This window comes from Ensifer sp. KUDG1 (genome assembly GCF_050434285.1).
Lineage (GTDB): Bacteria > Pseudomonadota > Alphaproteobacteria > Rhizobiales > Rhizobiaceae > Ensifer.
On record NZ_JBNDIG010000003.1, the window covers coordinates 324,872 to 348,958 of the forward strand.

Annotated in this window: 20 protein-coding genes; 7 read left to right on the top strand and 13 right to left on the bottom strand. The window is 63.2% G+C overall.

The annotated features are described in order from the left end of the window. The first annotated feature begins 243 nt into the window (after window positions 1-243). On the top strand, window positions 244-1,116 hold the full coding sequence (locus tag M2267_RS12180; protein WP_429114760.1) for an NAD-dependent epimerase/dehydratase family protein: 873 nt from the start codon (window positions 244-246) through the stop codon (window positions 1,114-1,116). A 51-nt stretch (window positions 1,117-1,167) separates the two neighbouring features. On the opposite strand, the gene M2267_RS12185 is transcribed toward M2267_RS12180, so the two are convergent. The 5 genes from M2267_RS12185 to xylA form a co-directional block, all read right to left on the bottom strand. After that, the gene (locus tag M2267_RS12185) at window positions 1,168-2,535 is read right to left on the bottom strand and encodes a GH1 family beta-glucosidase (protein WP_429114761.1); all 1,368 of its coding nucleotides are present in this window, start codon (window positions 2,533-2,535) and stop codon (window positions 1,168-1,170) included. Window positions 2,536-2,680: 145 nt separating this feature from the next. Further along, entirely contained in the window at window positions 2,681-3,862 is a 1,182-nt protein-coding gene (locus M2267_RS12190; RefSeq protein WP_429114762.1) for a Gfo/Idh/MocA family protein, read from the bottom strand. A gap of 256 nt (window positions 3,863-4,118) precedes the next feature. Further along, window positions 4,119-5,171 carry a sugar phosphate isomerase/epimerase family protein gene (locus M2267_RS12195; protein ID WP_429114763.1) on the bottom strand — a complete coding sequence of 351 codons (1,053 nt, stop codon included), beginning with the start codon at window positions 5,169-5,171 and terminating at the stop codon, window positions 4,119-4,121. Between the two features lie 337 nt (window positions 5,172-5,508). Continuing rightward, window positions 5,509-7,020, bottom strand: coding sequence for a globin-coupled sensor protein (locus M2267_RS12200; protein ID WP_052201834.1), 1,512 nt, complete (start codon window positions 7,018-7,020; stop codon window positions 5,509-5,511). 379 nt (window positions 7,021-7,399) lie between these two features. Further along, entirely contained in the window at window positions 7,400-8,710 is a 1,311-nt protein-coding gene (xylA, locus tag M2267_RS12205) for a xylose isomerase (protein ID WP_429114764.1), read from the bottom strand. Window positions 8,711-8,852: 142 nt separating this feature from the next. Between xylA and M2267_RS12210 the strand changes: the two genes are divergently transcribed. Continuing rightward, window positions 8,853-9,215 carry a nuclear transport factor 2 family protein gene (locus M2267_RS12210; RefSeq protein ID WP_429114765.1) on the top strand — a complete coding sequence of 121 codons (363 nt, stop codon included), beginning with the start codon at window positions 8,853-8,855 and terminating at the stop codon, window positions 9,213-9,215. A gap of 35 nt (window positions 9,216-9,250) precedes the next feature. On the opposite strand, the gene xylB is transcribed toward M2267_RS12210, so the two are convergent. The 5 genes from xylB to M2267_RS12235 form a co-directional block, all read right to left on the bottom strand. Continuing rightward, complete coding sequence (xylB, locus tag M2267_RS12215) at window positions 9,251-10,705, bottom strand: xylulokinase (RefSeq protein ID WP_429114766.1); 1,455 nt, start codon at window positions 10,703-10,705, stop codon at window positions 9,251-9,253. Window positions 10,706-10,755: 50 nt separating this feature from the next. Continuing rightward, complete coding sequence (locus M2267_RS12220; protein WP_429114767.1) at window positions 10,756-11,793, bottom strand: LacI family DNA-binding transcriptional regulator; 1,038 nt, start codon at window positions 11,791-11,793, stop codon at window positions 10,756-10,758. Between the two features lie 145 nt (window positions 11,794-11,938). Further along, the gene (locus tag M2267_RS12225; RefSeq protein ID WP_429114768.1) at window positions 11,939-13,054 is read right to left on the bottom strand and encodes a metallophosphoesterase; all 1,116 of its coding nucleotides are present in this window, start codon (window positions 13,052-13,054) and stop codon (window positions 11,939-11,941) included. A gap of 84 nt (window positions 13,055-13,138) precedes the next feature. Continuing rightward, a complete protein-coding gene (locus M2267_RS12230; RefSeq protein ID WP_156134123.1) occupies window positions 13,139-14,728 on the bottom strand; it encodes a DHA2 family efflux MFS transporter permease subunit in 1,590 nt (529 codons plus the stop codon). A 149-nt stretch (window positions 14,729-14,877) separates the two neighbouring features. Next, a complete protein-coding gene (locus M2267_RS12235) occupies window positions 14,878-16,089 on the bottom strand; it encodes an HlyD family secretion protein (RefSeq protein WP_043618475.1) in 1,212 nt (403 codons plus the stop codon). Window positions 16,090-16,280: 191 nt separating this feature from the next. On the opposite strand from M2267_RS12235, the gene M2267_RS12240 reads away from it, so the two are divergent. From M2267_RS12240 to M2267_RS12250, 3 genes are all read left to right on the top strand, one after another. Continuing rightward, the gene (locus M2267_RS12240) at window positions 16,281-16,961 is read left to right on the top strand and encodes a TetR/AcrR family transcriptional regulator (protein WP_429114815.1); all 681 of its coding nucleotides are present in this window, start codon (window positions 16,281-16,283) and stop codon (window positions 16,959-16,961) included. Between the two features lie 95 nt (window positions 16,962-17,056). After that, window positions 17,057-17,896 (top strand): AraC family transcriptional regulator, encoded by an 840-nt coding sequence (locus tag M2267_RS12245; RefSeq protein ID WP_429114769.1) that lies wholly within the window; start codon window positions 17,057-17,059, stop codon window positions 17,894-17,896. A 171-nt stretch (window positions 17,897-18,067) separates the two neighbouring features. Continuing rightward, window positions 18,068-18,817, top strand: a complete 750-nt coding sequence (locus M2267_RS12250) for a TerC family protein (RefSeq protein ID WP_043618480.1) — start codon at window positions 18,068-18,070, stop codon at window positions 18,815-18,817. A gap of 236 nt (window positions 18,818-19,053) precedes the next feature. On the opposite strand, the gene M2267_RS12255 is transcribed toward M2267_RS12250, so the two are convergent. After that, the gene (locus M2267_RS12255; protein ID WP_429114770.1) at window positions 19,054-19,434 is read right to left on the bottom strand and encodes a VOC family protein; all 381 of its coding nucleotides are present in this window, start codon (window positions 19,432-19,434) and stop codon (window positions 19,054-19,056) included. A 224-nt stretch (window positions 19,435-19,658) separates the two neighbouring features. Further along, complete coding sequence (locus tag M2267_RS12260) at window positions 19,659-20,006, bottom strand: ArsR/SmtB family transcription factor (RefSeq protein ID WP_043618487.1); 348 nt, start codon at window positions 20,004-20,006, stop codon at window positions 19,659-19,661. Between the two features lie 257 nt (window positions 20,007-20,263). Here M2267_RS12260 and gltX point away from each other — a divergent pair, with 257 nt between their 5' ends. Together gltX and lysS are read left to right on the top strand one after the other, a co-directional pair. Continuing rightward, window positions 20,264-21,721: a glutamate--tRNA ligase gene (gene gltX, locus M2267_RS12265; protein ID WP_429114771.1), complete on the top strand. Its 1,458-nt coding sequence runs from the start codon at window positions 20,264-20,266 to the stop codon at window positions 21,719-21,721. Window positions 21,722-21,731: 10 nt separating this feature from the next. Continuing rightward, entirely contained in the window at window positions 21,732-23,228 is a 1,497-nt protein-coding gene (gene lysS / locus M2267_RS12270) for a lysine--tRNA ligase (RefSeq protein ID WP_429114772.1), read from the top strand. Window positions 23,229-23,323: 95 nt separating this feature from the next. Here lysS and M2267_RS12275 read toward each other — a convergent pair whose 3' ends face one another. Further along, entirely contained in the window at window positions 23,324-23,983 is a 660-nt protein-coding gene (locus tag M2267_RS12275; protein WP_429114773.1) for a hypothetical protein, read from the bottom strand. Between the last annotated feature and the right edge of the window lie 104 nt (window positions 23,984-24,087).

The window sequence follows — 24,087 nt, forward strand, 5'->3', positions numbered from 1 at the left end:
GTCAGTTCAACTTTGGCGCCGCATGGCCCGCACGCGACATAATCTACGGCTCTTATGGAGAATTGCCACGCCCTTTCACAGGCATGATTTTCCTGATTATGGCAAACAGCGGCAAAACCATGCTCTTTTGCGTGGCGGGGCACCGTCATCCCGCAAATCGCCATCTTGGATATCCTTGTTCGGGCGGACTGTGGCCGACCGCATTTCATGCTAACGGGCAGGGACAGGATTACGAGGTGAGAAATGCGCATCGTCTTGACCGGAAGTTCCGGCCGCATCGGCAGAGCCATCTATAACGCACTCGCCGCTGACGACCATGACGTCATCGGCATCGATCGTGCCCCGTTCGGCACCACGGCCATCGTCGGCGACTTCGTCGATGGCGAGCTGCTCGAGCGCGCGATGGAAGGAGCGGACGCCGTGATCCATACGGCTGCGCTGCACGCGCCGCATGTGGATGCGGCTGCCGATCAGGAGTTCGAGCGCGTCAACGTGATGGGCACGCATCTGGTGATCGCCGCAGCCCAGGCCGCCGGCGTCGGCCGCATCGTCTTTACCAGCACAACGGCACTCTACGGCCATGCGGTCACGGAAGGCGGATGCGCCTGGATCACCGAGGAGACGCCGCCGAAGCCGCACACGATCTACCATCACACAAAGCTTGCAGCCGAAGCCCTGCTCGAAAACGCCGCCGATCGTGCTTTGCATGTGCGGGTGTTGCGCATGTCGCGCTGTTTCCCGGAGGCCGCCGATCGTATCGCAAGCTACCGCCTGCACCGCGGCATCGATGCGCGCGACGTGGCTGCCGCGCATGTGGCAGCACTCGACAATGGCGGCCCGGCTTTTCAGCGCTACATCATCTCGGGCGAAACGCCCTTCCTTCCAACGGATTGCCGCCGGCTGGCGGAGGACGCGGCGGGGCTCTTGCGCGAACGTGCGCCAAAACTGAGCCAAGCCTTTTCCGATCGCGACTGGTCGCTGCCCGCGACCATCGACAGGGTCTACGACCCGAGTGCTGCGATCGAAAAGCTCGACTGGAAGCCGCGTTACGGCTTCAAGGAAGTGCTGGCCCAGCTCGACCGACAGAGCCTGGAAGTCCTGCCGGTCCGGCGATGAAGTGACCGGACCACGGAGGCATCACGGGCGGGCGAGCCGCCCGCTTAAGCGTCAGACGTGGTTGCCCTTCGGAAACTGTTCGGCCAGCGCCTGGTACCACTGACCGCTCTTCTTGATGGTGCGGACCTGGGTGTCGTAGTCGACATGGACGATGCCGAAACGCATCTTGTAACCCTCGGCCCATTCGAAATTGTCCATCAGGCTCCAGGCGAAATAGCCGCGCATCGGATAACCCTCGGAGATCAGGTCCGCCGTCACCGACAGATGGTCGGCGATGTAGTCGAGCCGCGGCTGGTCGTCGACGATGCCGTTCTCGACGCCCATGTTGTAGCAGGCGCCGTTCTCGGTGATATAGCAGTCCGGCAGCTCGTATTTTGCGTTCAGCGTCTTGACCAGGCTGCCGAGCGCGGGAGCGTAAACCTCCCAACCGATATCCGTCTTTGTCTCGCTCACCGGCTTGGCATTGATGGTTGCCGGGTATTCTGCGCCCTTGGCCGGATCGTCGCTCACCCGCATCGGCGTGTAGTAGTTGAGCCCCCACCAGTCGAGCGGCCGGGAGATCGTCTCCATGTCGCCGTCTTCGATCGCCGGCATGCGATGGCCGAGCGCACTCATGAAGCTTTCGGGGTACTCCCCCTTGAAGATCGGGCCGAAGAAGACGCCGTTGTGGAAGTCGAAGGCACGGTCGGCGGCTTTCTTGTCGGCTGCACTGTCGCTGCCCGGATAGACCGAATGCGCGTTGATGACGATGCCCGTCGGCAGGTTCGGCCGCTCGGAGCGGATGGCGTCAACGCCGAGGCCGTGCGCCAGATTGGTGAAGTGCAAGGCATGCAGGGCTGCATCCATGTTGCGCTCGCCCGGCGCATGGATGCCATAGAGGTGGCTGAGCCAGACCGAGCACCAGGGCTCGTTGAAGGTCGCCACCGCATCGAGCCGGTCGCCGAGGCGAGCAATCACCGTCTTGGCATAACGCTGGAAGGCATAGGCCGTGGTGCGCGCCGTCCAGCCGCCATCGCCCATCAGCGCCAGCGGCAGGTCCCAATGATAGAGCGTGGCATAGGCCTTAATGTTGCGGGCCTTGAGGCCGTCGACGAGACGGTCGTAGAAGTCGAGCCCCTTCTCGTTGATCGGACCGGTGCCTTCAGGGATGATGCGCGGCCAGGCGATCGAAAAGCGGTAAGCATCGACGCCGAGGCTCTTGATCAGGTCCAGATCTTCTTCCAGCCGATTGTAGTGGTCGCAGGCGACATCGCCGTTGTGACGCCCGAAGACACGGCCCGGCATGTTGGAAAAGGCATCCCAGATCGACGGCTTGCGTCCGTCGGCCTTGGTCGCGCCTTCGATCTGGAACGAGGCGGTCGCCACCCCGAATACGAAATCGCCCGGAAAGCGCTCTGCCAGGATCTTGGGATCGGTCATCTCTTTGTCTCGTCTCGTTCCGCCCCCGCTGTCAGCGGGACCTTGTTTTTCGGTTTGTAGAGGGCCGACCTAAAACGATGCCGGCAAATGTCAACTCGCGAAAAAGGGCGGGAAAGCCCGCCCTTCCGCAGGTTTTGGCCGTTGGCTATACCTTTACCCACGCCCCATTTCGTTTGGATGACTGGACGCAGGCATCGACGAAGACCATGCCCTTCATGCCGTCGTCGATGGTCGGATAGGTGACGGCCGGATCGATCTTCTCGCCCTTGCGCTTGGCAAATATGGCGCGCGCCGCCTCGGTGTAGATGTTGGCGAAACCTTCGAGATAGCCTTCCGGATGGCCCGACGGAATGCGGCTGACGCGGTTTGCGGCCGCACCCGCTCCGGCGCCGGCGCGCGTGAGCAGGCGCTTCGGCTCGCCGAACGGCGTGTACCAGAGATAGTTCGGGTCCTTCTGCGTCCATTCGAGCCCGCCCTTTGTGCCGTAGACGCGCACCATAAGGCCGTTCTCGTGGCCGGGCGCCACCTGGCTGCACCAGAGCAGACCCTTGGCGCGCTCGCCGTCCTTCGCCTTGAAGCGCATCATCACATGGGCATTGTCGTCGAGCTGGCGGCCGCCAACGAAGCTGTCGAGATCGGCAGCGAGTTCTTCCAGCTCGAGGCCCGAGACGAAGGCGCCGAGATTGTAGGCGTGCGTGCCGATGTCGCCGGTCGAACCGCCGGCGCCGGAGCGCGCCGGATCGGTGCGCCAGGCCGCCTGCTTCTGGCCGGACTGTTCGATGTTTTCCGTCAGCCAGTCCTGCGGGTACTCCATCTGCACCAACCGCACCGCGCCGATCTCGCCATTGGCGACCATCTCGCGCGCCTGTCGCACCATCGGATAGCCGGTGTAGTTGTGCGTCAGCACGAACAGCGCATCGCTCTCGTCCGCCGCCTTCTTCAGCTTCTTCGCGTCGCCAAGCGTCGAGGTCAGAGGCTTGTCGCAGATCACGTGGATGCCCCGCTTCAGGAATTCCTTGGCCGCGGCGTAGTGCACGTGGTTCGGGGTGACGATCGCCACCGCCTCGATGCCGTCCTTCAGCTTCGCCTCGCGGATCGCCATCTGCTTGAAGTCGGAATAGACGCGCGACGGATCGAGCCCAAGCTCGCGGCCGGAGCTTTCCGCCTTGTCCGGCGTCGACGACAGCGCGCCGGCGACCAGCTCATAGTGATCGTCGAGCCGGGCGGCGATACGGTGCACCGCGCCGATGAAGGCGCCGGAGCCGCCGCCCACCATACCGAGCCGGATGCGACGCTCGCGCTTCTCGCTCGTTCCTTCGATTGCCATAGTCTTCTCCCCTGTTTCCATTCTGTGTCTTGTGATTTTCTCTGGGCCGCCCCTCGTCCGCGCGGTGAGGGCTGCCCCTCATCCGCCAGCCGGCACCTTCTCCCCGCTCGGGGAGAAGGGAACTGCCGCACCCCGTCGCCACATAACCCATGGCAGCATGTACCGGAGGAACAACGGCCAGCGGTCGTGCACGTCCCCTCTCCCCGCCTGCGGGGAGAGGGTTAGGGTGAGGGGCCGCCGGGTCCGCAGCCCGGCCTCAGATCCCGAGCATCCGCCGGTTGGCCGCCTCGTCCGTGCCGCCATCGGCAAAGTCGTCGAAGGCCTTTTCGGTAACGCGGATGATGTGGTGCTTGACGAAATCGGCACCTTCCCTCGCCCCATCCTCCGGATGCTTCAGCGCGCATTCCCACTCGACCACCGCCCAGCCGGCGAAATCATTGGCCGCCATCTTCGAGAACACAGCACCGAAATCCACCTGGCCGTCGCCGAGCGAGCGGAAGCGCCCGGCACGGTTGACCCAGCCCTGGTAGCCGCCATAGACGCCCTGGCGCCCGGTCGGGTTGAACTCCGCATCCTTGACGTGGAACATCCGGATGCGGTCCTTGTAGATGTCGATATTGTCGAGATAGTCGAGGCACTGCAGCACGTAGTGCGAGGGGTCGTAGAGCATGCAGGCGCGGGCATGGTTGCCGGTGCGCTCCAAGAACATCTCGTAGGTAATGCCGTCGTGCAGGTCTTCGCCCGGATGGATCTCGTAGCAGACGTCGACGCCACAATCTTCGGCGTGGTCGAGGATCGGCTTCCAGCGCTTGGCCAGCTCATCGAAGGCCGTCTCGACGAGGCCGGCCGGCCGCTGCGGCCAGGGATAGACGAAGGGCCAGGCGAGCGCGCCGGAGAAGCTTGCCATGGCGTTCAAGCCCAGATTCTTCGAGGCCGTCAGCGCCAGCTTCACCTGCTCCACCGCCCAGGCCTGGCGTGCTTTCGGATTGCCGCGCACCTCGGGTGCTGCAAAGCCCTCGAAGGCTTCATCATAGGCCGGATGCACGGCGACGAGCTGGCCCTGCAGATGGGTCGAAAGCTCGGTTACCTCGACGCCGTTGTCGCGCGCCGTGCCGGCAAACTCGTCGCAATAGGCTTTCGAGGTCGCAGCCTTTTTCAGATCGATCAGCCGCGCGTCCCAGCTCGGCACCTGCACGCCCTTGTAGCCGCAATCGGCCGCCCATTTGGTGATCGCATCCCAGGAATTGAACGGCGCCGCATCGCCTGCGAATTGCGCAAGAAAGAGCCCTGGCCCCTTGATGGTCTTCATGCTGATTTTCCTCCCGATGGCACGGCCGAAGATCGCTCGATCCGTCCGAGCAATTGCCGGACGACGGCGCAAGGCTCGTCGCTTTTCCGGTACAAATGACAGGCCTGAAACGTTGCAGGCGCTGCACGCTACCAGATTTTTCCAAGGGGGCAACCGGCGAAGGCATAGATTCCCCGAACATTTGTAATCGATTTCATTTCTTATGCCCGACAGGCCGCCGAACCGCGTTGCAAATGGAGCATCAGCGCTTGCGGTGCACGTCCGGCAGTCGGCCCGCGAAGAGAAAGGGCGCCATCATGGCGCCCCTTCCCCCTCGTCCGCCGCTCTCCTCAGACGATCATCCGTAACGCCGGTTGGCAGTTGCAGGCGTAGGCCTGCCTTGCCGCCCGGAGGATACGGTGAACTGATCGACCAGCCCCTTGAGCGTGGTGCTGACCTGCATGAGTGTGTGGGTCGCAGCGCTGGTCTCTTCCACCATCGCCGCATTCTGCTGGGTCATCTGGTCCATGTTGGTGACGGCCGTATTGATCTCGGCCATGCCGGCCGACTGCTCGCGGGCGGAGCCTGCGATCGCATCGATATGGCCGTTGATGTGGATCACCTGGTCGCCGATGTGATGCAGTGCCTCGCCCGTCTTGTTGACCAGCGACACCCCCATCAGCACGTCCTCGGCCGACTTGTCGATCAGCTCCTTGATCTCGCGTGCCGCTTCGGCCGATTTCTGCGCCAGCTCACGCACCTCCTGGGCGACGACGGCAAAACCCTTGCCCGCCTCGCCCGCGCGCGCTGCCTCCACGCCTGCATTGAGAGCCAGAAGGTTGGTCTGGAAGGAGATCTGGTCGATGACACCGATGATCTGGGTGATCTTGCGCGAGGATTCCTCGATCGCGCTCATCGCCGCCACCGCCTGTTCGACGATCGCACCGGATTTGCGCGCTTCTTCGGTGGCGTTTCCGACCACCCGCCGCGCCTCCTCGGCGCGTGATGCCGCCTCCTTGGAAATCGTGGTAATCTCTTCGAGCGCTGCAGCCGTCTCCTCGAGCGAGGCCGCCTGCTGCTCTGTACGCCGCGCCATGTCGTCCGTCGCCGACACCAGTTCGCCGGCATTGTTGGCCGTCTCTTCGGAAGCCCCCACGATCGCGCCAAAAGTCTGGTCGAGCTTGCCGAGGGCCGCATTGAAGTTGGACCTGAGGCTTGCGAATTGCGGCGCGAGTTCATGGGCGATGACGGCGGTCAAATCGCCATCGGCCAGGCGCTTCAGACAGTTTTCGAGCGCGGAAAGCGCGTCTTCCTGCTGGCCGTTCAAGACCTCTCGTTCGGCTTCGGAGCGCTCGCGCTCTTCCTGCAAAGCTTCGAGATAGACCGAGATGGCATAGTCCATGTCGACCATCGCCGCCTTGACGACGGCGGCCACGTCCGTGCCGATCTCCTTTGCCTTGTTGCGGTGAAGGAAGCCCGTCAGGTGGCTCTCGATGACGCTCTTGAGGATGGATTCGATGATCAGCGCATAACCGCCGATGTACCAGCGCGGCTCCAGGCCGAGGCGCGCATGGGTTTTGCCGATCGTGGTGACGGCATCGACATATTGCGCATCGAACCGGGCCGATGCGATCAGTTCCCAGTGTTTTGCCTGTCGCGCCTTTGCCCCCTGCACATGCGCGTCGCTGGCAAAGAAGCGCGCCGTCTCGGGATTAGCCCGCGCCTTGGCGTAGAATTTGTTCAGCGCCGTATCCAGCGAGGCGGAAATGACGGGCAGCGAGCGCGCGAGCGCCGTCCGTTGCACCTCGTCGAGATCGACGAACTGAAGCCGCTCGGTCAGCAGTTTTGTTTTTGAATCGAAGCTGGTCATGCGAAAAGTTCCCCCGGAGCCGCGGCAGGACGCATGACAAGTCGCCGCTGCAGCTGAAGGTCCGGCGTACCCTGCACCCGACGTTTACCACATTATAAAGTAGAAATAACTGTAAATTGTATATTACAAATACTGCTATTAATGATTGAATCTTGATAGCACGAAACCCGCCTCCGCTGAAAGCACGCAGCTATCGACGGTTGCGCATGAACATAAGTATTTGCTGAATAAGATTTCCATGAAATCCGCGCTCCGGCAACAACCAGAAAGCGCCATGGATTTCCTGCTGTGAAAAAACACAAATCCAGAGTGGCAAATATGACAAAAATCAAAAGCGGCCGGAAAGATCCGGCCGCCCGTTGCATGTACCACTCGCCGCTCAGACGTAGCGGTTGACGACGTTTTCCAGCAACTCCTGCTTGCCGGACTTCGGCTGTGGGTTGAGGTCGGATTTCAGCACCCAGGCCTCGATCTCCTCCAGCGAGAAGCCGCCGTCGAGCATCTTCTTGGCTTCCGGCACCTGCCAGCCGGCATAACGCTGGTCGAGCGGCTGCGAGAGCGCCTTTTCCTCGATCATCTTCGCCGCCGCCTTCAGGCCGCGGGCACAGCAATCCATGCCGCCGATATGGCCAATCAGCAGGTCTTCCGGGTCGATCGACTGGCGGCGCAGCTTGGCGTCGAAGTTCGTACCGCCGGTGGCAAAGCCGCCGCCGGCCAGAACCTGGTAATAGGCGAGCGCCATTTCCGGCACGTTGTTGGGGAACTGGTCGGTATCCCAGCCGGACTGATAGTCGTTGCGGTTCATGTCGATCGAGCCGAAGATGCCGAGCGCGTTGGCAAGCGCCAGCTCGTGCTCGAAGGAGTGGCCGGCAAGGATCGCATGGCCCTGCTCGATATTGACCTTCACCTCGTTTTCCAGGCCGTAGTTCTTGAGGAAGCCGTAGACCGTCGCGACGTCGTAGTCGTACTGGTGCTTGGTCGGTTCCTGCGGCTTCGGCTCGATCAGGATCGCGCCCTTGAAGCCGATCTTGTGCTTGTACTCGACGACCAGGTTGACGAAGCGGCCGAGCTGATCGAGCTCGCGTTTCATGTCGGTGTTGAGCAGCGTCTCGTAGCCTTCGCGTCCGCCCCACAGCACGTAGTTCTGGCCGCCGAGACGCTTGGTGGCGTCAAGGCAGGTTTTCACCGTCGCTGCGGCAAAGGCAAAGACATCCGGGTCCGGATTGGTTGCCGCACCCGACATGTAGCGGCGGTTGGAGAAGAGGTTCGCCGTGCCCCAGAGCAGGTTGACGCCGGTCTCGGCCTGCTTCTTTTCGAAGTAGTCGACGATCTCGTTGAGGTTCTTCGTATTCTCGACGAAGCTTTTGCCTTCCGGGCGCACGTCGGCGTCGTGGAAGCAGTAGAAGGGCACGCCGAGCAGGTCGAAGAATTCGAAGGCGACATCGGCCTTCAGCTTGGCCGCCGCCATGTCGTCCTTGAACCAGGGGCGCTCGAAGGTCTGGCCGCCAAAGGGGTCGCCGCCCGGCCAGACGAAGGTGTGCCAGTAGGCAACCGCGAAACGCAGGTGGTCTTCCATGCGCTTGCCGAGCACGACCTCGTCCTTGTTGTAATGGCGGAAGGCGAGCGGGTTGGTGCTTTCAGGGCCTTCATACTTGATCTTGGCGATATCGCCGAAAAAGCCAGTGCTCACGGGTCTTGCTCCTCTTTCAAGAGTGGTGTCGGCCGGCATCGCCATTGCGATAGGCGCGGCCATTACGTGGAAGGTAATTGGTTTCATTCCCTCGGCCGGCGATACCGGAAGCATCGAAACGCCAAACGAAAGGAACACTTCGATGCACGACTTCAACGCCATCGCCGAAGCCTACATCACCGCCTGGAACGCCACCGACGCTGCCGAGCGCGCGGCCCTGATCGAGAAGGCGTTCACCGCCGACGTCGCCTACCGTGATCCGATCATGCAGGGCGACAGTCATGCCGGCATCGATGCGCTCATTGCCGGTGTGCAGGGGCAATTCCCCGGCTTCCGTTTCACGCTGAAGGGTGCCGCCGACGGTTATGCCGACACGATCCGCTTTTCTTGGGCGCTCGGTCCGGACGGCGTTCCCTCTGTCATCGAAGGCACCGATGTCTGCCAGATCGAAGATGGCCGCCTGAAGACGGTCACCGGTTTCCTCGACAAGGTTCCGGCCCGCTGAGCACGCGGCAGCGGATCGAGACATAGGGCGCCGTATCACGACACGGCGCCCTTGATCGCCGGATAGAGCCGGCGGTAGCGCTGGTAGCTCTCCTCATAGGCCGAAACCAGCGACGCCTCCGGTGCGATGGTCTCGGCCGTGCGCGGGGCGTAGCAGGTGGCGACCGGATCGGCGCCGGTCGCGGCGATGAGGCCGAGACGGGCCGCCCCGAAGGCAGCACCGAAATCGCCGTCGGCGGGCAGATCGACCGGCAGGTTGAGCGCCGTCGCGATCGATTTCAGCCAGTAACGCGAGCGCGAACCGCCACCGATCGCCGTCACCCGCATGAGTGTGGTGCCGGCGGCGCGCAAAGCTTCGAGGCTGTCGCGAATGGCGAAGGACACGCCCTCCATCACCGCCTGGGTCAGCACCACCCGGCCGCTCTCATGACCAAGCCCGACGAAGGCGCCACGGATCGCCGCGTCGTTGTGCGGCGTGCGCTCGCCCGAGAGATAGGGGAGGAAGGTGACGCCCGAGGGCGCCTTCAGATTATCGCCAAGCTCGGCGCTCAGGTCGGCAGCACTGCGGCCGGCGATGCCGGAGTACCAGTTGAGCGCATCGGTCGCCGACAGGATCACGCCCATCTGGTGCCAGGTGTTCGGCAGCGCATGGCAGAAGGCATGCACGGCGCTTTCCGGATTGGGCAGATAGCTGGCATTGGCCGCAAAGAGCACGCCCGAGGTTCCGAGCGAGACGAAGGCATTGCCCTCGCCGACCGTGCCCATGCCGCAGGCCGAGGCCGCATTGTCACCGGCGCCGCCGGCAACCACGACGTCACCGGAAATCCCCCAACGCGCCGCCAGTTCCGAACGCAGCTCCCCGGCTGCATCGGTTCCCTCGACCAGGCTCGGCATCTGCTTTTCGTCCATGCCGGTAGCGGCAAGCAGGCTTCCCGACCACTGCCTCTTGCCGGTGTCGAGCCAGGCGGTGCCGGCGCTGTCGGACTTTTCCGACATGTGTTCGCCGGTCAGCCACAGGCGCAGATAATCCTTCGGCAGCAGCACCCAGCGCACCTTGGCGAAGATGTCTGGCTCGTTGGCCCGCACCCAGGCGAGCTTCGGCGCGGTGAAACCCGGGAAAACGATGTTGCCGGTGATCGCGCGGAACTGCGGGTCCGCGTCGAGCGCTGCCGCCTCGCGGAAGCTGCGGGTGTCGTTCCAGAGAATGCAGGGCCTGAGCACCCGGTCATCGGCATCAAGCAGCGTGGCGCCGTGCATCTGGCCGGAAAGCCCGATACCGCGCACCGCCGCAAGCTCCGCCGGATGCGCCGCCTTCAGCCCGGCAATCGCCTCTTCGCTGGCGCGCACCCAATCGGCCGGATCCTGTTCCGACCAGCCGGGATGCGGCCGCGAAACGTCGAGCGCGCCGGAGGCGGAACCGACGATGCGCTGGTCACCATCGATCAACATTGCCTTGACGCCCGAGGTGCCGAGATCCAGTCCGAGATACATGCTTGCCTCCATTGTGCAATTCCTCGAAGGAACTGCGTAAATTCAAAGCACTACGCCGGATCGACCGGCAGGTTGTCCTTCAGGAAAATCTCGATGCGGATGCGCTCCTGCGCGCCGATCACCGCAAGCCCGTCGGCACGGGCCTTCAGCACCCGGATGGCGCTGCGCACCTCATGGCCGGCGTCCTGATTGAGGAGCGCGTCGAGCGTGCCGGAAAGAAGTGCCGTGCGGCTGTGCGGCGTCAGTTCATGGGCGATGGCGCAAACGGCCTTCTCGCGACCTGCCTTTTCCAGTGCCGCGATCAGGCCGCGGTTGCCGGCGCCGAGACTGTAGATGCCGGCAAGCTCCGGGTGATCGGAGAGCAGGCTGGAAACGAGGCGATCGACCTCGGCCGGATCGTCGTGGCCCTCTACGACGGGCAGAAGTCGGCGCCCGGGCGCACTTTCTGCCATGGCTGCGCCAAAACCTTCGAGACGGTCGCGATGGTCGCGCACCAGCATCGAGCCGGCGACGATCGCGACCGGGCCGTTTCGGCCACCGAGGAAACGCCCCATCAGGGTGCCGGCGGTCCGGCCGGCTGCGACGTTGTCGACACCGGCAAAGTGATCGCGCGAAGACCCCGGCAGGTCGGACACCAAGGTCACGACGGCGATGCCGTCCTCACGCAGCGCGTCCACCGCGCTGACGACTTCGGGCGCATCGATCGCGACGACCGCAACGCCGGCCGGGTCAAGCGACCGCGCTTTATGAAGTGCTTCAGCCAACGCTGCCGGGTCGAAGGCAGGCACGGACAAGACCGTGATCGCCGTGCGCTCGACGGCGGAGCGGACTTTCGCCGCCTCCACCTCGGCCGCAAGGCCGCGCATGAAGGTGTTGTCGCCCTCCGGCAGGATGAAGACCAGCGGATAGGTCCGGCTCTTGGCGAGGTTGGCGGCCGCCACATCGCGCACATAGCCGAGCGCTTCGATGGCGCGCTCGACCTTGTCGCGGGTGACGCTGCGCACGCCCGGGCGGTTGTTCAAAACCCGGTCGACGGTCGCGAGGCTGACCCCGGCTCTGGCAGCGATATCGTGAACTGTCGGGCGCATGTTTTCCTCCGGGTTCTGCCTTTAGAGGAATTTCTGATGTACGTAAATCAAAAATCCGCAAGACGTAGAAAGCGGAGCGCCGTGCCGCCGTCCGGAGAAGACGGATCCGACGCCTTAACGATTTGATTCATATTGTTTTTTCGAGCTAGGAAAGGCGCTTGCTGAAGGCATCGGTAAAGACGACCTCGCCATGGCTCTGTCCGGCCTCCGCCAGCGCCACGTCCATGAAACCATCGGTAACACGCACGAGGGCAAAGCCCCCCATGTAAGCGGCCTTCGGCTTGACGAGATCGAGCCCGCCCTGGCGGTAGATCATCGCCGTTTCGTGCTGGTGGCCGTGGAACAGGCCGATGACGTTGCTGCCCTTGACGGTCTCGAGCAGCGCCTGGCGCTGAGGCACGCTCCACCAATGCGCAGCGCCGTCGCCATCGTCGTCGAAGGTTTTCGCCTTGGCATCCCAGACCTCGGTCGAAAAGGCGTCCCAGCCATAGTGCTGGAAGAGGATCACCGGCCGGCCATCGCCGGCATAGCTCGCAAGATCCTGCTTCAACCAGGGCAGCGCATTGACGGCGCCCTTGGTCTCGTCGCCGCCGAAGCGCTGCAATTGCACCAGATGCAGCCCGCCCCAGTCCCAGGAGTAGCAATCCGAAAGCGGATCGTAATTGGTGACCGGCACCGGCGGCTTGTAGAACACCGACTGGCGGTGGTTGAGTTCGACATAGTCGCGCAGTTCGCGGCGATACCAGTCGACATGCGGCGGCGGCCCGTCCTGGTCGAGGTCGTGGTTGCCGAGGCCGACATAGACGGGCATGTGGACGTGGTCCGGCCCTGCCCCTTCCTGGTAGCGGCTTGAAAATTGCTGCAGCTGCCGGCCCTCGCGCGGCTGGCGCACCTGGCCGCCGCCGTCATCGGTGAGATCACCGCCAAGCACCAGGCCGAGCGGCTTGCCGATCTCCCGCCCGGCGCTTGCAAGTCCGCTCGGCTTGCCGGCAACCGTCTCCGGCCAGCGCATGGCGTGCACGGCGTTCAGCGCTGCCACATGGCGCAGCAGATTGGCGTCCGTCTTGCCTTCGGCCGCGCAGTTGGGAGCAAGCCCTTCGATCGAAACGAGGCAGGCATGGATGTCGTTGGAAAACAGGAACGTCACGTCGATGGCCGGGACGGCAGCGCGGCTCCGGGAGGCCGCAAGCGCCGCCCCGAGACCGGCAAGGCCGGTCAGGAAAGACCGTCTTGAAAAAGACGCCAGAGCCGATCTGCGCATGCTTCCACCCCTCCGCTATCCGTGGAGAGGAGTGTGCCGCACGGCTTCGTTCGCGTAAACCGTGCGGGCTGCGTTATGCCGGTGTCAGTGACCGCCGCCGCTGGGGCCGACGCCCTCGGGCTTCTTGATCATCATCACGCCGAGGATCAGCGACAGGAACAGCACCGTCAAAAGCATGAAGATATCGCCGAAGGACAGGATGATCGCCTGCTTCTGCGCCATGCCCGCAAGCTGCTTGATGGCGATCGTCGTGCCGTCGAGACCATGGGCATTGAAGTTGGCGGCCATGTTGTTGAACCGCTCCATCGCCTCCGGATTGCCCCACTGGATATGCTCGGCAAGCCGCGCATAGTGGAAGTCCTGGCGCTGCGTCAGGATCGTGTTGATCACCGCAAGCCCGACTGCACCGCCGAGGTTTCGGGTCAGGTTGAACAGGCCCGAGGCGCCGCGCATGCGCGCCGGCGGCATGGTGCCGAGCGCGATGTTGTTGATCGGCACCATGCACAGCATCAGCCCGACGCCGCGCAGGATCTGCGGAATGAACAGCTCGTAGAAATCCCAGTCGGCCGTCAGGTGGCCCATGATCCAGGTGCCGCTGGCAAAGCTGGTGAAGCCGATCGTCATCAGCACGCGCGGGTCGAGCTTGCCCGAGAGAATGCCCGCGACCGGCGCCGTGAAGAACATGGCAAGGCCCGAGACGAACATGGTCTCGCCGATCATCAGCGAATCGTAGCCGCGGATACGGCCGAGATAGAGCGGATAGAGATAGGTGAGGCCGTAAAGGCCGATGCCCATGACGAAGGAGAACATCGAGCCGAAGGCGAAGTTTCGGTTGGCAAAAGCCCTGAGGTCGACGACTGGAAACTCCACCTTGAAGGCGCGGTAGAAGAACACGATGGCGGCAATCGCCGAAGCGACCGCACCCATGACGATGTGCTCGTCGTTGAACCAGTCGTTGGTGTTGCCCTCTTCCAGCACGTATTCGAGCGCGCCGAGGAAGACCGCCATCGAGGCCAGGCCCCACCAGTCGAACTTCTTGAACAGGCTGAGCTCCGGCTTGTCGAAGTCGATGAAGGTCCAGGTGAGCGTCGCGACGATGATGCCGGGAATGACGTTGACGAGGAACAGCCAGTGCCAGGAGAAGGCGTGGCTGAGATAGCCGCCGACCGTCGGGCCGATCGTCGGCGCCAAGGTCGCGATCAGGCCGATGATCGGCGAGACGATGTTGCGCTTCGACGGCGGAAAGATGGTGAAGGCGGCCGCAAAGACCGACGGAATCATGCCGCCGCCGATGAAGCCCTGGATCGCACGGTAGACGATCATCTGGTCGATGTTCGTCGCGGTCGCCGCCAGCGCGCTTGCCGCAGTGAAGCCGGCCGCCGAAACCGAGAACAGCACGCGCGTCGAGACGATGCGCGCAAGCGTGCCCGAGAGCGGGATCATGATGACTTCGGCAATGAGGTAGGATGTCTGCACCCAGCCGATCTCGTCCGAACCGGCGGAAAGGCCGGCCTGGATTTCAGCAAGGGAGGCCGAGACGATCTGGATGTCGAGGATGGCCATGAACATGCCGACGACCATGGCGAAGAAGGCGATCAGCCTCTTCGGGTCCATATGTTCCTCGACCTTCGGTGCGGCGGCCGCCACCGAGCCTGCTGTTGCCGTTGCGGCCATCTCAGCCACTCCTTGCATGGGCGCGCTTGGGCGCCAGCGTTCTGGACATGCGCATTTCGCCGCGCCGGCGTTCCGGACTTCACCCGCGCTCCATGGCGCCGGGGTCTCGGCAAAAGGCGCGCCCAAGGGCGCGCCGGCATTGCGTCCGCTTACTTGGTCGCGGCAACCTTGGTCTGGTCCGGCGCCGTGCGCGTGTCGACATCGACGACGACGCTCAAGCCCGCGCGCAGGTGCCCTTCGGCCAGCACGTCAGCCGGCAGGGTGATGCGCACCGGCACGCGCTGGATCACCTTTGTGAAGTTGCCGGTGGCGTTTTCCGCCGGCAGCAGCGAGAAGACCGAACCGGAAGCCGGCGAGATCGAGGCGACCGTGCCTTCGATCGCGTGGTCCTCATAGGCGTCGACATGCACCTTCACCTTGGAGCCCGGCACCAGATGGGCGATCTGGGTCTCCTTGAAGTTGGCGTCGATATAGAGCTGATCGACCGGAACAAGGGCGGCAAGCCGCTGGCCGGCCGACACGAGATCGCCGACCTGGACTGCGACGTTGCCGACGATGCCGTCATAGGGCGCCTTCAGCACGGTGAAGCCGAGGTCGCGGTTGGCCTTGTCGCGCGCAAGCTCCAGTGAACGGATCTCGCTTTCGGCTTCCGTGCGCTGCGCTTCGAGAACAGTGATGCTGGCATTGGCAGCGGCAATGTTGGCGTCCGCTCCGGCAAGGTTTGCCCGTGCCTGGTCGAGCGCCACATCGGCGTTGTCGAGCGAAGCGACGGTGCCAACGGCCTTGGACTGGAGGTCGCTCGCGCGCTTCTGCGCGAGTTCGGCGCCGCGCACCGTCGCTTCGAGAGCCTTCTTCTGCGCTTCGGTCTGGGCAAGGCTCGCCTTGGCGCCGGCAATCTGCGCATCGAAGCGGCTGAGCGCCAGCTTCTGGGTGGCGATCTTCGCCTCGGCCTGCTCGGCGGCTATGCGATAGTCGCCATCGTCCAGCGTGACCAGTGGATCGCCGGCCTTCACCTTCTGGTTGGCGACAGCGTCGACCTTGGCGACATAGCCGGAAACCTTCGGCGAGATCGTCGCGATGTCGCCTTCGATATAGGCGTCGTCGGTGGAGATCATGAAGCGGCCATTGGTCCACCAGTCGTAGCCATACCAGCCGCCGGCAGCCAGGAGCGCCAAGCCGAGCACCGGAAGGATGGGCTTGCGCGCCTTCTTCTGCGGCGCGGCGGCTTCCTTTGCCGGAGCCGGCGCGACCGCCTGCTCTGCAGCGGGGGCCTTCGCCTCGAGCGCGGTTTCCTGCTGCACTTCGAAAGTCTCGTCGACGGGACGGACGCGGGCAGCGCTGGACGTGTTGGATGCGGACATTGGGCACCGGCCTGGTTAAAGATTGCTGAACGAACTGAACCGTTCGGTTCGATTGGAACTTGACATAAGCCCTTTCTGGTCGCATATCAAGAGGAAATCGAACCACGCGGTTCGATGACTAAAATTTAATATGAGCAGGACGGAAACAAGCGACCATCATGAGCGGGGCAAAGAGCGGAACCCAGGACATCATGCAGCCGGCAGTCGGCATGGATGAGGATCTCTGTTCGGGCGGCGGCCGACACGCTGCCGGCGAGGATCCCGCCAAGCGTGAGCAGATCCTCGAAGGCGCGCGACGCGCGTTCCTGAGCCAGGGCTTCGACGCCGCCAGCATGAACGACATCACCCGCGAGGCCGGCGTCTCCAAGGGCACGCTCTACGTTTATTTTGAGAACAAGGAAGACCTTTTCAAGGCGCTGATCGTCAAGGGCAAGACCCGGGTGGTCCAGACCGCCAAACACGCGCTCAACGATCATGACGACGTGGAAGAGTCGCTCTACGATTTCGGTGTGACGCTGACGACCAGCATGACGGCGGAAGAGACGATCCGCTCCATGCGCATGGTGATCGGCGTGATCGACCGCATGCCGCATCTGGCCGAACGCTTCTTCAGCGAGGCACCGGAAAACGGCTACACCGTTCTCAAATCCTATCTCGACCGCCAGATTGCCGCCGGCACCCTCGACATCGAGAATACCGAGATGGCCGCCCGGCAGTTCATCGAAATGGCGCAGGCCGGGCTCTTCAAGCATCGGCTGTTCGGCGGCATGTGCTCGGCACCGCCGAAGGAACAGATCGAGGCGACGGTCACCGCGGCTGTGCGCGTCTTCATGTCCGCCTACGGACCGAAGAAACAGGCCGAGCAAGGCTGAACTCTTCCGGCAGCCCGGCGTTACAATCCAGCAATTGCGATCAAGCGCGCCTTGCGGCAACACCCTATCACCGGGGCGTTGCCAAGGGAGTGATGATGAGTGCCATCGGACGGGCGGTCTGGTTCATCGAAAGCCATTTCGCCAAGGACATATCGCTGGAGGAAATCGCCGGAGCCGCAGGGCTCTCGCGCTACCACCTGTCGCGCGTCTTCGGGCTGGTCACCGGCCGCTCGATCAGCGCCTATATCCGCGGCCGGCGGCTGAGCGATGCCGCCCGGGCGCTTTCCGACGGTTCCATCAGCATTCTCTCGGTGGCGCTCGATGCGGGCTACGGTTCGCACGAGGCTTTCACCCGTGCCTTTCGCGACCAGTTCGGCGTCACACCCGAAACGGTGCGCAAGCAGAGGCACATTCGAAACATCGAACTGATGGAGCCTTTAAGGATGGACGATAACCGCCTCTTGAAAATCGACCCGCCGCGCTTCGAAGACAGCCCGCCGTTGCTTTTGGCGGGCCTTTCGGAAACCTACGCCTACGGCCGCACCCAGGGCATCCCGTCGCTCTGGCAACGATTCAACCGCCATTTCGGGTCGATACCCGGGCAGAGGGGCGACATCGCCTATGGTGTGTGCAGTGACAGCGACGGCGAGGCCGGCACCTTCCGCTACATGGCGGCGGCCGAAATCAGCGACGCCGACGACCTGGCCGAGGGCTTTTCGACAGTGAGGTTGCCGAAACAGCGCTACGCTGTCTTTCTGCATCGTGGCCACATCTCCGCGATCGCCAAAACCGCCGACTACGTCTTCGGAACATGGCTGCCGGAATCCGGGCTGCAGCACGGAGAAACACCTGACCTCATCGAACGCTATGACGAGCGTTTTGACCCGCATTCGGGCATGGGCGTCGTCGAAATGTGGATTCCGGTCAAATCGTAAACGGTAAAGCGCCGCCACAATAAGGCGGCGGCGCTTGTCTCTTCCGCAATGTTTCTTAAATACTTTCGGCGATTCTTGCGCGACGACGCGCCACCACTCGCAGCGCCGCACGTCCATCGGACGCGCTAGGCCGCTGCGGAACTTTAAAGTGCTGAAAGAGAAAGATCGCCGATGCAGGACCTCCTGTTGCTTGCCCAAGACCCCGCCGCCTGGGTCGCCCTCATCACCCTCGTCGTCATGGAGGTGGTTCTCGGCATCGACAACCTGATCTTCATCTCGATCCTCACCAACAAGCTGCCGCCCGAACACCGGGAAAAGGCCCGCCGCATCGGCATCGGCCTTGCGCTCGTCATGCGCCTGGCGCTGCTTGGCACCGTCGCCTGGATCGTCAAGCTGACGACGCCCGTGTTCGAGGCCTTCGGCCACGGCTTCTCCTGGAAGGACATGATCCTGATCGCCGGCGGCCTGTTCCTCGTCTGGAAGGCGACCAAGGAAATCCACCACAACGTCGATCCGAGCGATCACGGCGAGGACTTCATCGCCTCCTCGGCGATCAACAGCTTCGGCGCCGCGATCGGCCAGATCCTTCTGCTCGACCTCGTCTTCTCCGTCGACAGCATCATCACCGCGGTCGGCATGACCCCGCACCTGCCGATCATGGTCATCGCCGTGGTTGCCGCCGTCACCGTCATGCTCGTTGCCGCCAACCCGCTTGCCAACTTCATCGAGAAGAACCCGACGATCGTCATGCTGGCGCTCGCCTTCCTCCTGATGATAGGCACGACGCTGATTGCCGAAGGCATGGGCCTGCATGTGCCGAAGGGTTACATCTACGCCGCCATGGCCTTCTCGGCGCTGGTCGAAATCCTCAACATGGTGGCGCGCAATGCGCGCCTGAGGAAGGCCGGAAAGCTCGACTGACGAGCCGGCTGAAAAACAATCCCGTCATGAGAAAGGCCCGCATCCAAGATGCGGGCCTTCTGCTTGCGGGAGTTCTGGAAGACGCGGAGCCCGAAACCGGCCGTCAACCGCGAGCCATCGGCGGCAAGACAAACGGCGTCGTTTCCCCTTGCCGTCGAGCCTGCCGGGCCGGTCTCCACGCCTTCTGGTTGGACAACGCATCTCTTCAGGAAACGTTCCGATCCGGTTTCAACCCGTCAAACATCCGGACGATGGCCGACCTCGACCAGGATGTTGCCAGGGATCGTTGCGTAAAAGACGTAGGCGCCGTGCCGGTCGGCAGGCGGGATCACCCGGACACCGGCTTCGCGCACCCGCTGGTAGACGTCGTCGACCTCGGCCCGCACCGGCAGCAGAAAGCCGATGTGGTAGGTCTGGGCCCCGAGGCTGACCTGGTCGCCGCCGCCGAGCGCGGTGATCGGCGGGCTGACGACAAGCACCAGGCCGGAACCGTCCGTCAGGCGATAGAAGGCATCCTTGCCGCGTTTTTCGACCAGCGTCAGGCCGAAGTGATCGATGAGGAAGGACGCCGTTTCGGCAACGACAGCGCTATGGAGGTCGATATGGTTCAGTCGCATGTTACAGTCTCCGTGTTCGAGAAACGCGGCGGACTGCGTCGATTGCATACACCCCGCCGCGGACCGATGCGATTGCATCGGAACCACGTCGTGGGTTCGAACGGGACGTTCGAGCAGAGCTTCGTTTAGAAAACCGAAGGGACCGGGCTTACCTTATCCGGTCCTGCCTTTTTCGACGTCCCCTGCTTAGCGCAGAATGGCCAGGGACGGAAGACGGGCGGCGATCAGTTCTTGCCGGCGCCGGGATCGATATGCTGGAGTTCCTGCAGATAGGCGTCGAGACGGTCGAACTTCTGCTCCCAGAAGCGGCGGTAGCCGTCGAGCCAGCTGTTGACGTCCTTCAGCGGAGCAGCTTCAAGCTTGCATGGCCGCCACTGCGCTTCGCGGCCGCGGCTGATCAGCCCGGCGCGCTCGAGAACCTTGAGATGCTTGGAGACTGCCGGCAGGCTCATTTCGAAGGGCTCCGCCAGCTCGCCGACCGAGGCCTCGCCAAGTGCGAGGCGGGCGAGAATGGCCCTTCGCGTTGGATCGGCCAGGGCTGAGAGCGTCGTCGACAAGCGATCTTCCGGCATTTTCTAAAAAACCTTTCAGTTAAATAACCTTTTGGTTCATTAACGCCCGCGGGCGGCAGTGTCAACAAAAACCGGCGTGATCGGGTTTCCGTTGACATGATCGGCGTTCTATGGTCTCACGCGAGCCTATTGGAATAGCCTGCCGATACCGTTGTTGCGGCACCCTTGCGGGCCTTTCCTTCCCATAAAATGCGCGCCCCCGGCGGCCGGTTTCTTCTCCGGCAAGGGGCGAAAAGCACGTCAGACGGGCAAAGACCATGGCAAATTCAGCAGTCCGGGTACGCATCGCACCCTCCCCCACCGGCGAGCCGCATGTCGGCACCGCCTACATCGCTCTGTTCAACTACCTCTTCGCAAAAAAGCATGGTGGCGAGTTCATCCTGCGCATCGAGGACACCGATGCGACCCGCTCGACGCCGGAGTTCGAACAGAAGGTGCTGGACGCGCTGAAATGGTGCGGGCTCGAATGGTCGGAAGGTCCTGATATCGGCGGCCCTTACGGTCCCTACCGCCAAAGCGACCGCAAGGACATGTACCGCCCCTACGTCGAAAAGATCGTCGAGAACGGTCACGGCTTCCGTTGCTTCTGCACGCCCGAGCGGCTCGAGCAGATGCGCGAGAGCCAGCGCGCCGCCGGCAAGCCGTCGAAGTATGACGGCCTGTGTCTCCACCTGTCCGCCGAGGAAGTGACGTCGCGCGTTGCCGCCGGCGAACCGCACGTCGTGCGCATGAAGATCCCGACCGAGGGCTCGTGCAAGTTTACCGACGGCGTCTATGGCGACGTGGAAATTCCGTGGGATGCCGTCGACATGCAGGTCCTGCTCAAGGCCGACGGCATGCCGACCTACCACATGGCCAACGTGGTCGACGACCACCTGATGAAGATCACCCACGTCGCCCGTGGCGAGGAGTGGCTGGCCTCCGTGCCGAAGCACATCCTGATCTACCGCTATCTCGGCCTCGAACCGCCGGTCTTCATGCACCTGTCGCTGATGCGCAATGCCGACAAGTCGAAGCTGTCGAAGCGCAAGAACCCGACGTCGATCTCCTACTACACCGCTCTTGGCTACCTGCCGGAAGCGCTGATGAACTTCCTCGGCCTGTTCTTCATCCAGATCGCCGAAGGCGAGGAGCTGCTGACGATCGAGGAACTGGCTGCAAAGTTCGACTCGGAGAACCTCTCCAAGGCCGGCGCGATCTTCGACATCCAGAAGCTCGACTGGCTGAACGCCCGCTGGATCCGCGAGAAGCTTTCGGAAGAAGAATTCGCTGCCCGCGTCCTTGCCTGGGCCATGGAAAACGACCGCCTGAAACAGGGCCTGAAGCTCAGCCAGTCGCGTATTTCCAAGCTCGGCGAACTGCCCGATCTCGCAGGCTTCCTTCTGAAGTCGGACCTTGGCCTCAAGCCCGAAGCCTTCGCCGGCGTCAAGTCGACGCCCGAAGAGCTGCTCGAGATCCTCAACACGGTTCAGCCGGACCTTGAAAAGATCCTCGAATGGAACAAGGAATCGATCGAGGCCGAACTGCGTGCGATCGCCGAGCGCATGGGCAAGAAGCTGAAGGTGATCCTGGCGCCGCTCTTCGTGTCCGTCTCCGGCTCGCAGCGCTCGCTGCCGCTGTTCGACAGCATGGAAATCCTCGGCCGCGCCGTGGTCCGCCAACGCCTCAAGGTCGCGTCTCAGGTGGTCGCCTCCATGGTCGGCAGCGGAAAGTAAGGAGAGCACGATGAACGACAAGACCGAGACCACTGGCCTCTCCTCCGACGCCACGGAAGTGCGCGCACAGAAGCTGAAGCTTTTGCGCGAGCAGATCGGCGACGTCTATCCGGCGCATTTCCACCGGACGATGAGCAATGCTGAGCTGACCGCCAAGTACGAGAGCCTGGAGCCGGATACCGAGACGCAGGATGTCGCGACCGTCGCCGGCCGCGTCTACTCCTCGCGCAATTCCGGCATGTTCATGGACATCCATGACGCGTCGGGCAAGATCCAGATCTTCAGCCACAAGGACGTGACGAGCGAGGAAGCCCGCGGACTGCTGCCGATGATCGACATCGGCGACATCATCGGCGTCACCGGCGTCGTGCGCCGCACCAAGCGTGGCGAGCTGACGATCAACGCACAGTCGATCACGATGCTGACGAAGTCGCTGCTGCCGATGCCCGAGAAGTGGCACGGTCTCTCCGACATCGAGATCCGCTACCGCAAGCGCCACCTCGACATCATGACCAACGAGGAATCGAAGCTGCGCTTCCAGCAGCGCAGCAAGATCGTCTCGGGCATCCGTCGCTTCATGGAAAACGACGGCTTCATGGAAGTCGAGACTCCGATGCTGCATTCGGTCTATGGCGGCGCCACCGCCGAGCCGTTCAAGACGCATCACAACACGCTGAAGCTCGACATGTTCCTGCGCATCGCGCCGGAACTGTACCTGAAGCGCACGTTGGTTTCGGGTCTGACCGACAAGGTCTTCGAGATCAACCGCAATTTCCGCAACGAAGGCGTCTCCACCCGGCACAATCCGGAATTCACCATGATGGAGTGCTACTGGGCCTATGCCGACTACGAGGACATCATGGACCTCGTCGAGCGGCTGTTCGGTGAGCTTGCGATGGCGATCCACGGCTCGACCGAGTTTGCCTATGGCGACAAGGAAATCTCCTTCAAGGGTCCGTTCCGTCGCGTGCCGATGCCCGACGCCGTCAAGGAAGCGACCGGTATCGACTTCCTGGCGATGAAGACCGACGAGGAAGCCCGCGCTGCCGCCAAGGCTGCCGGCTTCGAGGTCGAGAAGGACTGGACCTGGGGCGAGTGCCTCGCCTTCATCTTCGAAGAGAAGGTCGAAGGTACGCTGATCCAGCCGGCCCACGTCACGCATTTCCCGAAGGACATCTCGCCCTTTGCCAAGGAAGTGCCGGGCGAGCCGCGCCTCGTCGAGCGTTTCGAGACCTATTGCAACGCCTGGGAACTGGGCAACGCCTTCTCCGAACTGAACGACCCGGAAGAGCAGCGCGCCCGCATGGTCGAGCAGCTGGAGCAGGCGCATGCGCGCGGCGAAAAGGCCAAGCAGCTCGACGACGAGTTCCTTGACGCGATCGACCAGGGCATGCCGCCGGCCGGTGGCCTCGGCATCGGCGTCGACCGCCTGATCATGCTTTTGACCAACGCACCGTCGATCCGCGACGTCATCCTCTTCCCGGCCCGCCGGCAGAAGGCTGACTGATCAAGGTCGCATCGCCACGAACACAAAGGCCCGCCGCTCACGCGCCGGGCCTTTTTCTGTTTCAGAGCGATCGGATAGCCGGACGTGACCCGGGCCTAGTGGCCTGCGGGAGCCTCGGCGGTCTCGGCCGGCTTGGCCTCGTGTTCACCGGCGCCGCCCTCGGCGGTCGCGCCATCGGCCGGTGCGGCCGACGGATCGATGCATGGCGAATGGTCGTCCATGGCCGCCATCATCGTGCGGATGTCATCCATCGAAAGATCGACGGTCTTGCCATGGAAGACGCCGACAGAATTGGCCGTGCCGTCATTGTAGAACGCCCGAAACGTCTCGCTCATGCCCGGAACGCTCTGCGGGCCGGGGGCGAAGAGCACCTCCGCACCGATCGCGGCACCGCGCACATCGGCCCGGTTTTCAGGGCCGGCGGCATCGAGCACGACGACCTGATAGAGATCTGCCCGTTCGGCCTTGGCTAGGGCGCCGACGACGCGCAACGCCGTGCGCATGCGCGCCTGGCCGTCGGCGCGGTCGGTCTTGACGTGCATGCGGATCCAGCGTTGGCCGTTGTGGCTGAGCTTCAGCGTGCGAATGGTCGTGCATTCGAGGCCCGACACCTTCGGTTTGGAAAGTTCCGCCATCAGCGCGTCGCGGCTGACATAGACGGCAGCCCCGCCCGAAGCGGCGGAAACACCGAAGGCCGCCGTGAGAATGACGAGCAGTCTCTTCGATGGCCTGATCTTGCCGAGGATAGCCTTCACGAGGGTGGACTCCGCCGTCATATCCAGAAATTGCAAAAAGCCCGGAACGGGCAGCACAACATTAGGCGCGCGACCTTTCGGAAAGTTTAAATTGCGGTAGCGAT

What these genes read in the sequence shown, in the direction of transcription:
- M2267_RS12180 (WP_429114760.1), top strand. Translation starts at nt 244, where the DNA reads ATGCGCATCGTCTTGACCGGAAGTTCCGGCCGCATCGGCAGAGCCATC.
- M2267_RS12185 (WP_429114761.1), bottom strand. Translation starts at nt 2,535, where the DNA reads ATGACCGATCCCAAGATCCTGGCAGAGCGCTTTCCGGGCGATTTCGTA.
- M2267_RS12190 (WP_429114762.1), bottom strand. Translation starts at nt 3,862, where the DNA reads ATGGCAATCGAAGGAACGAGCGAGAAGCGCGAGCGTCGCATCCGGCTC.
- M2267_RS12195 (WP_429114763.1), bottom strand. Translation starts at nt 5,171, where the DNA reads ATGAAGACCATCAAGGGGCCAGGGCTCTTTCTTGCGCAATTCGCAGGC.
- M2267_RS12200 (WP_052201834.1), bottom strand. Translation starts at nt 7,020, where the DNA reads ATGACCAGCTTCGATTCAAAAACAAAACTGCTGACCGAGCGGCTTCAG.
- M2267_RS12210 (WP_429114765.1), top strand. Translation starts at nt 8,853, where the DNA reads ATGCACGACTTCAACGCCATCGCCGAAGCCTACATCACCGCCTGGAAC.
- xylB (WP_429114766.1), bottom strand. Translation starts at nt 10,705, where the DNA reads ATGTATCTCGGACTGGATCTCGGCACCTCGGGCGTCAAGGCAATGTTG.
- M2267_RS12220 (WP_429114767.1), bottom strand. Translation starts at nt 11,793, where the DNA reads ATGCGCCCGACAGTTCACGATATCGCTGCCAGAGCCGGGGTCAGCCTC.
- M2267_RS12225 (WP_429114768.1), bottom strand. Translation starts at nt 13,054, where the DNA reads ATGCGCAGATCGGCTCTGGCGTCTTTTTCAAGACGGTCTTTCCTGACC.
- M2267_RS12230 (WP_156134123.1), bottom strand. Translation starts at nt 14,728, where the DNA reads ATGGCCGCAACGGCAACAGCAGGCTCGGTGGCGGCCGCCGCACCGAAG.
- M2267_RS12235 (WP_043618475.1), bottom strand. Translation starts at nt 16,089, where the DNA reads ATGTCCGCATCCAACACGTCCAGCGCTGCCCGCGTCCGTCCCGTCGAC.
- M2267_RS12240 (WP_429114815.1), top strand. Translation starts at nt 16,281, where the DNA reads ATGCAGCCGGCAGTCGGCATGGATGAGGATCTCTGTTCGGGCGGCGGC.
- M2267_RS12245 (WP_429114769.1), top strand. Translation starts at nt 17,057, where the DNA reads ATGAGTGCCATCGGACGGGCGGTCTGGTTCATCGAAAGCCATTTCGCC.
- M2267_RS12250 (WP_043618480.1), top strand. Translation starts at nt 18,068, where the DNA reads ATGCAGGACCTCCTGTTGCTTGCCCAAGACCCCGCCGCCTGGGTCGCC.
- M2267_RS12255 (WP_429114770.1), bottom strand. Translation starts at nt 19,434, where the DNA reads ATGCGACTGAACCATATCGACCTCCATAGCGCTGTCGTTGCCGAAACG.
- M2267_RS12260 (WP_043618487.1), bottom strand. Translation starts at nt 20,006, where the DNA reads ATGCCGGAAGATCGCTTGTCGACGACGCTCTCAGCCCTGGCCGATCCA.
- gltX (WP_429114771.1), top strand. Translation starts at nt 20,264, where the DNA reads ATGGCAAATTCAGCAGTCCGGGTACGCATCGCACCCTCCCCCACCGGC.
- lysS (WP_429114772.1), top strand. Translation starts at nt 21,732, where the DNA reads ATGAACGACAAGACCGAGACCACTGGCCTCTCCTCCGACGCCACGGAA.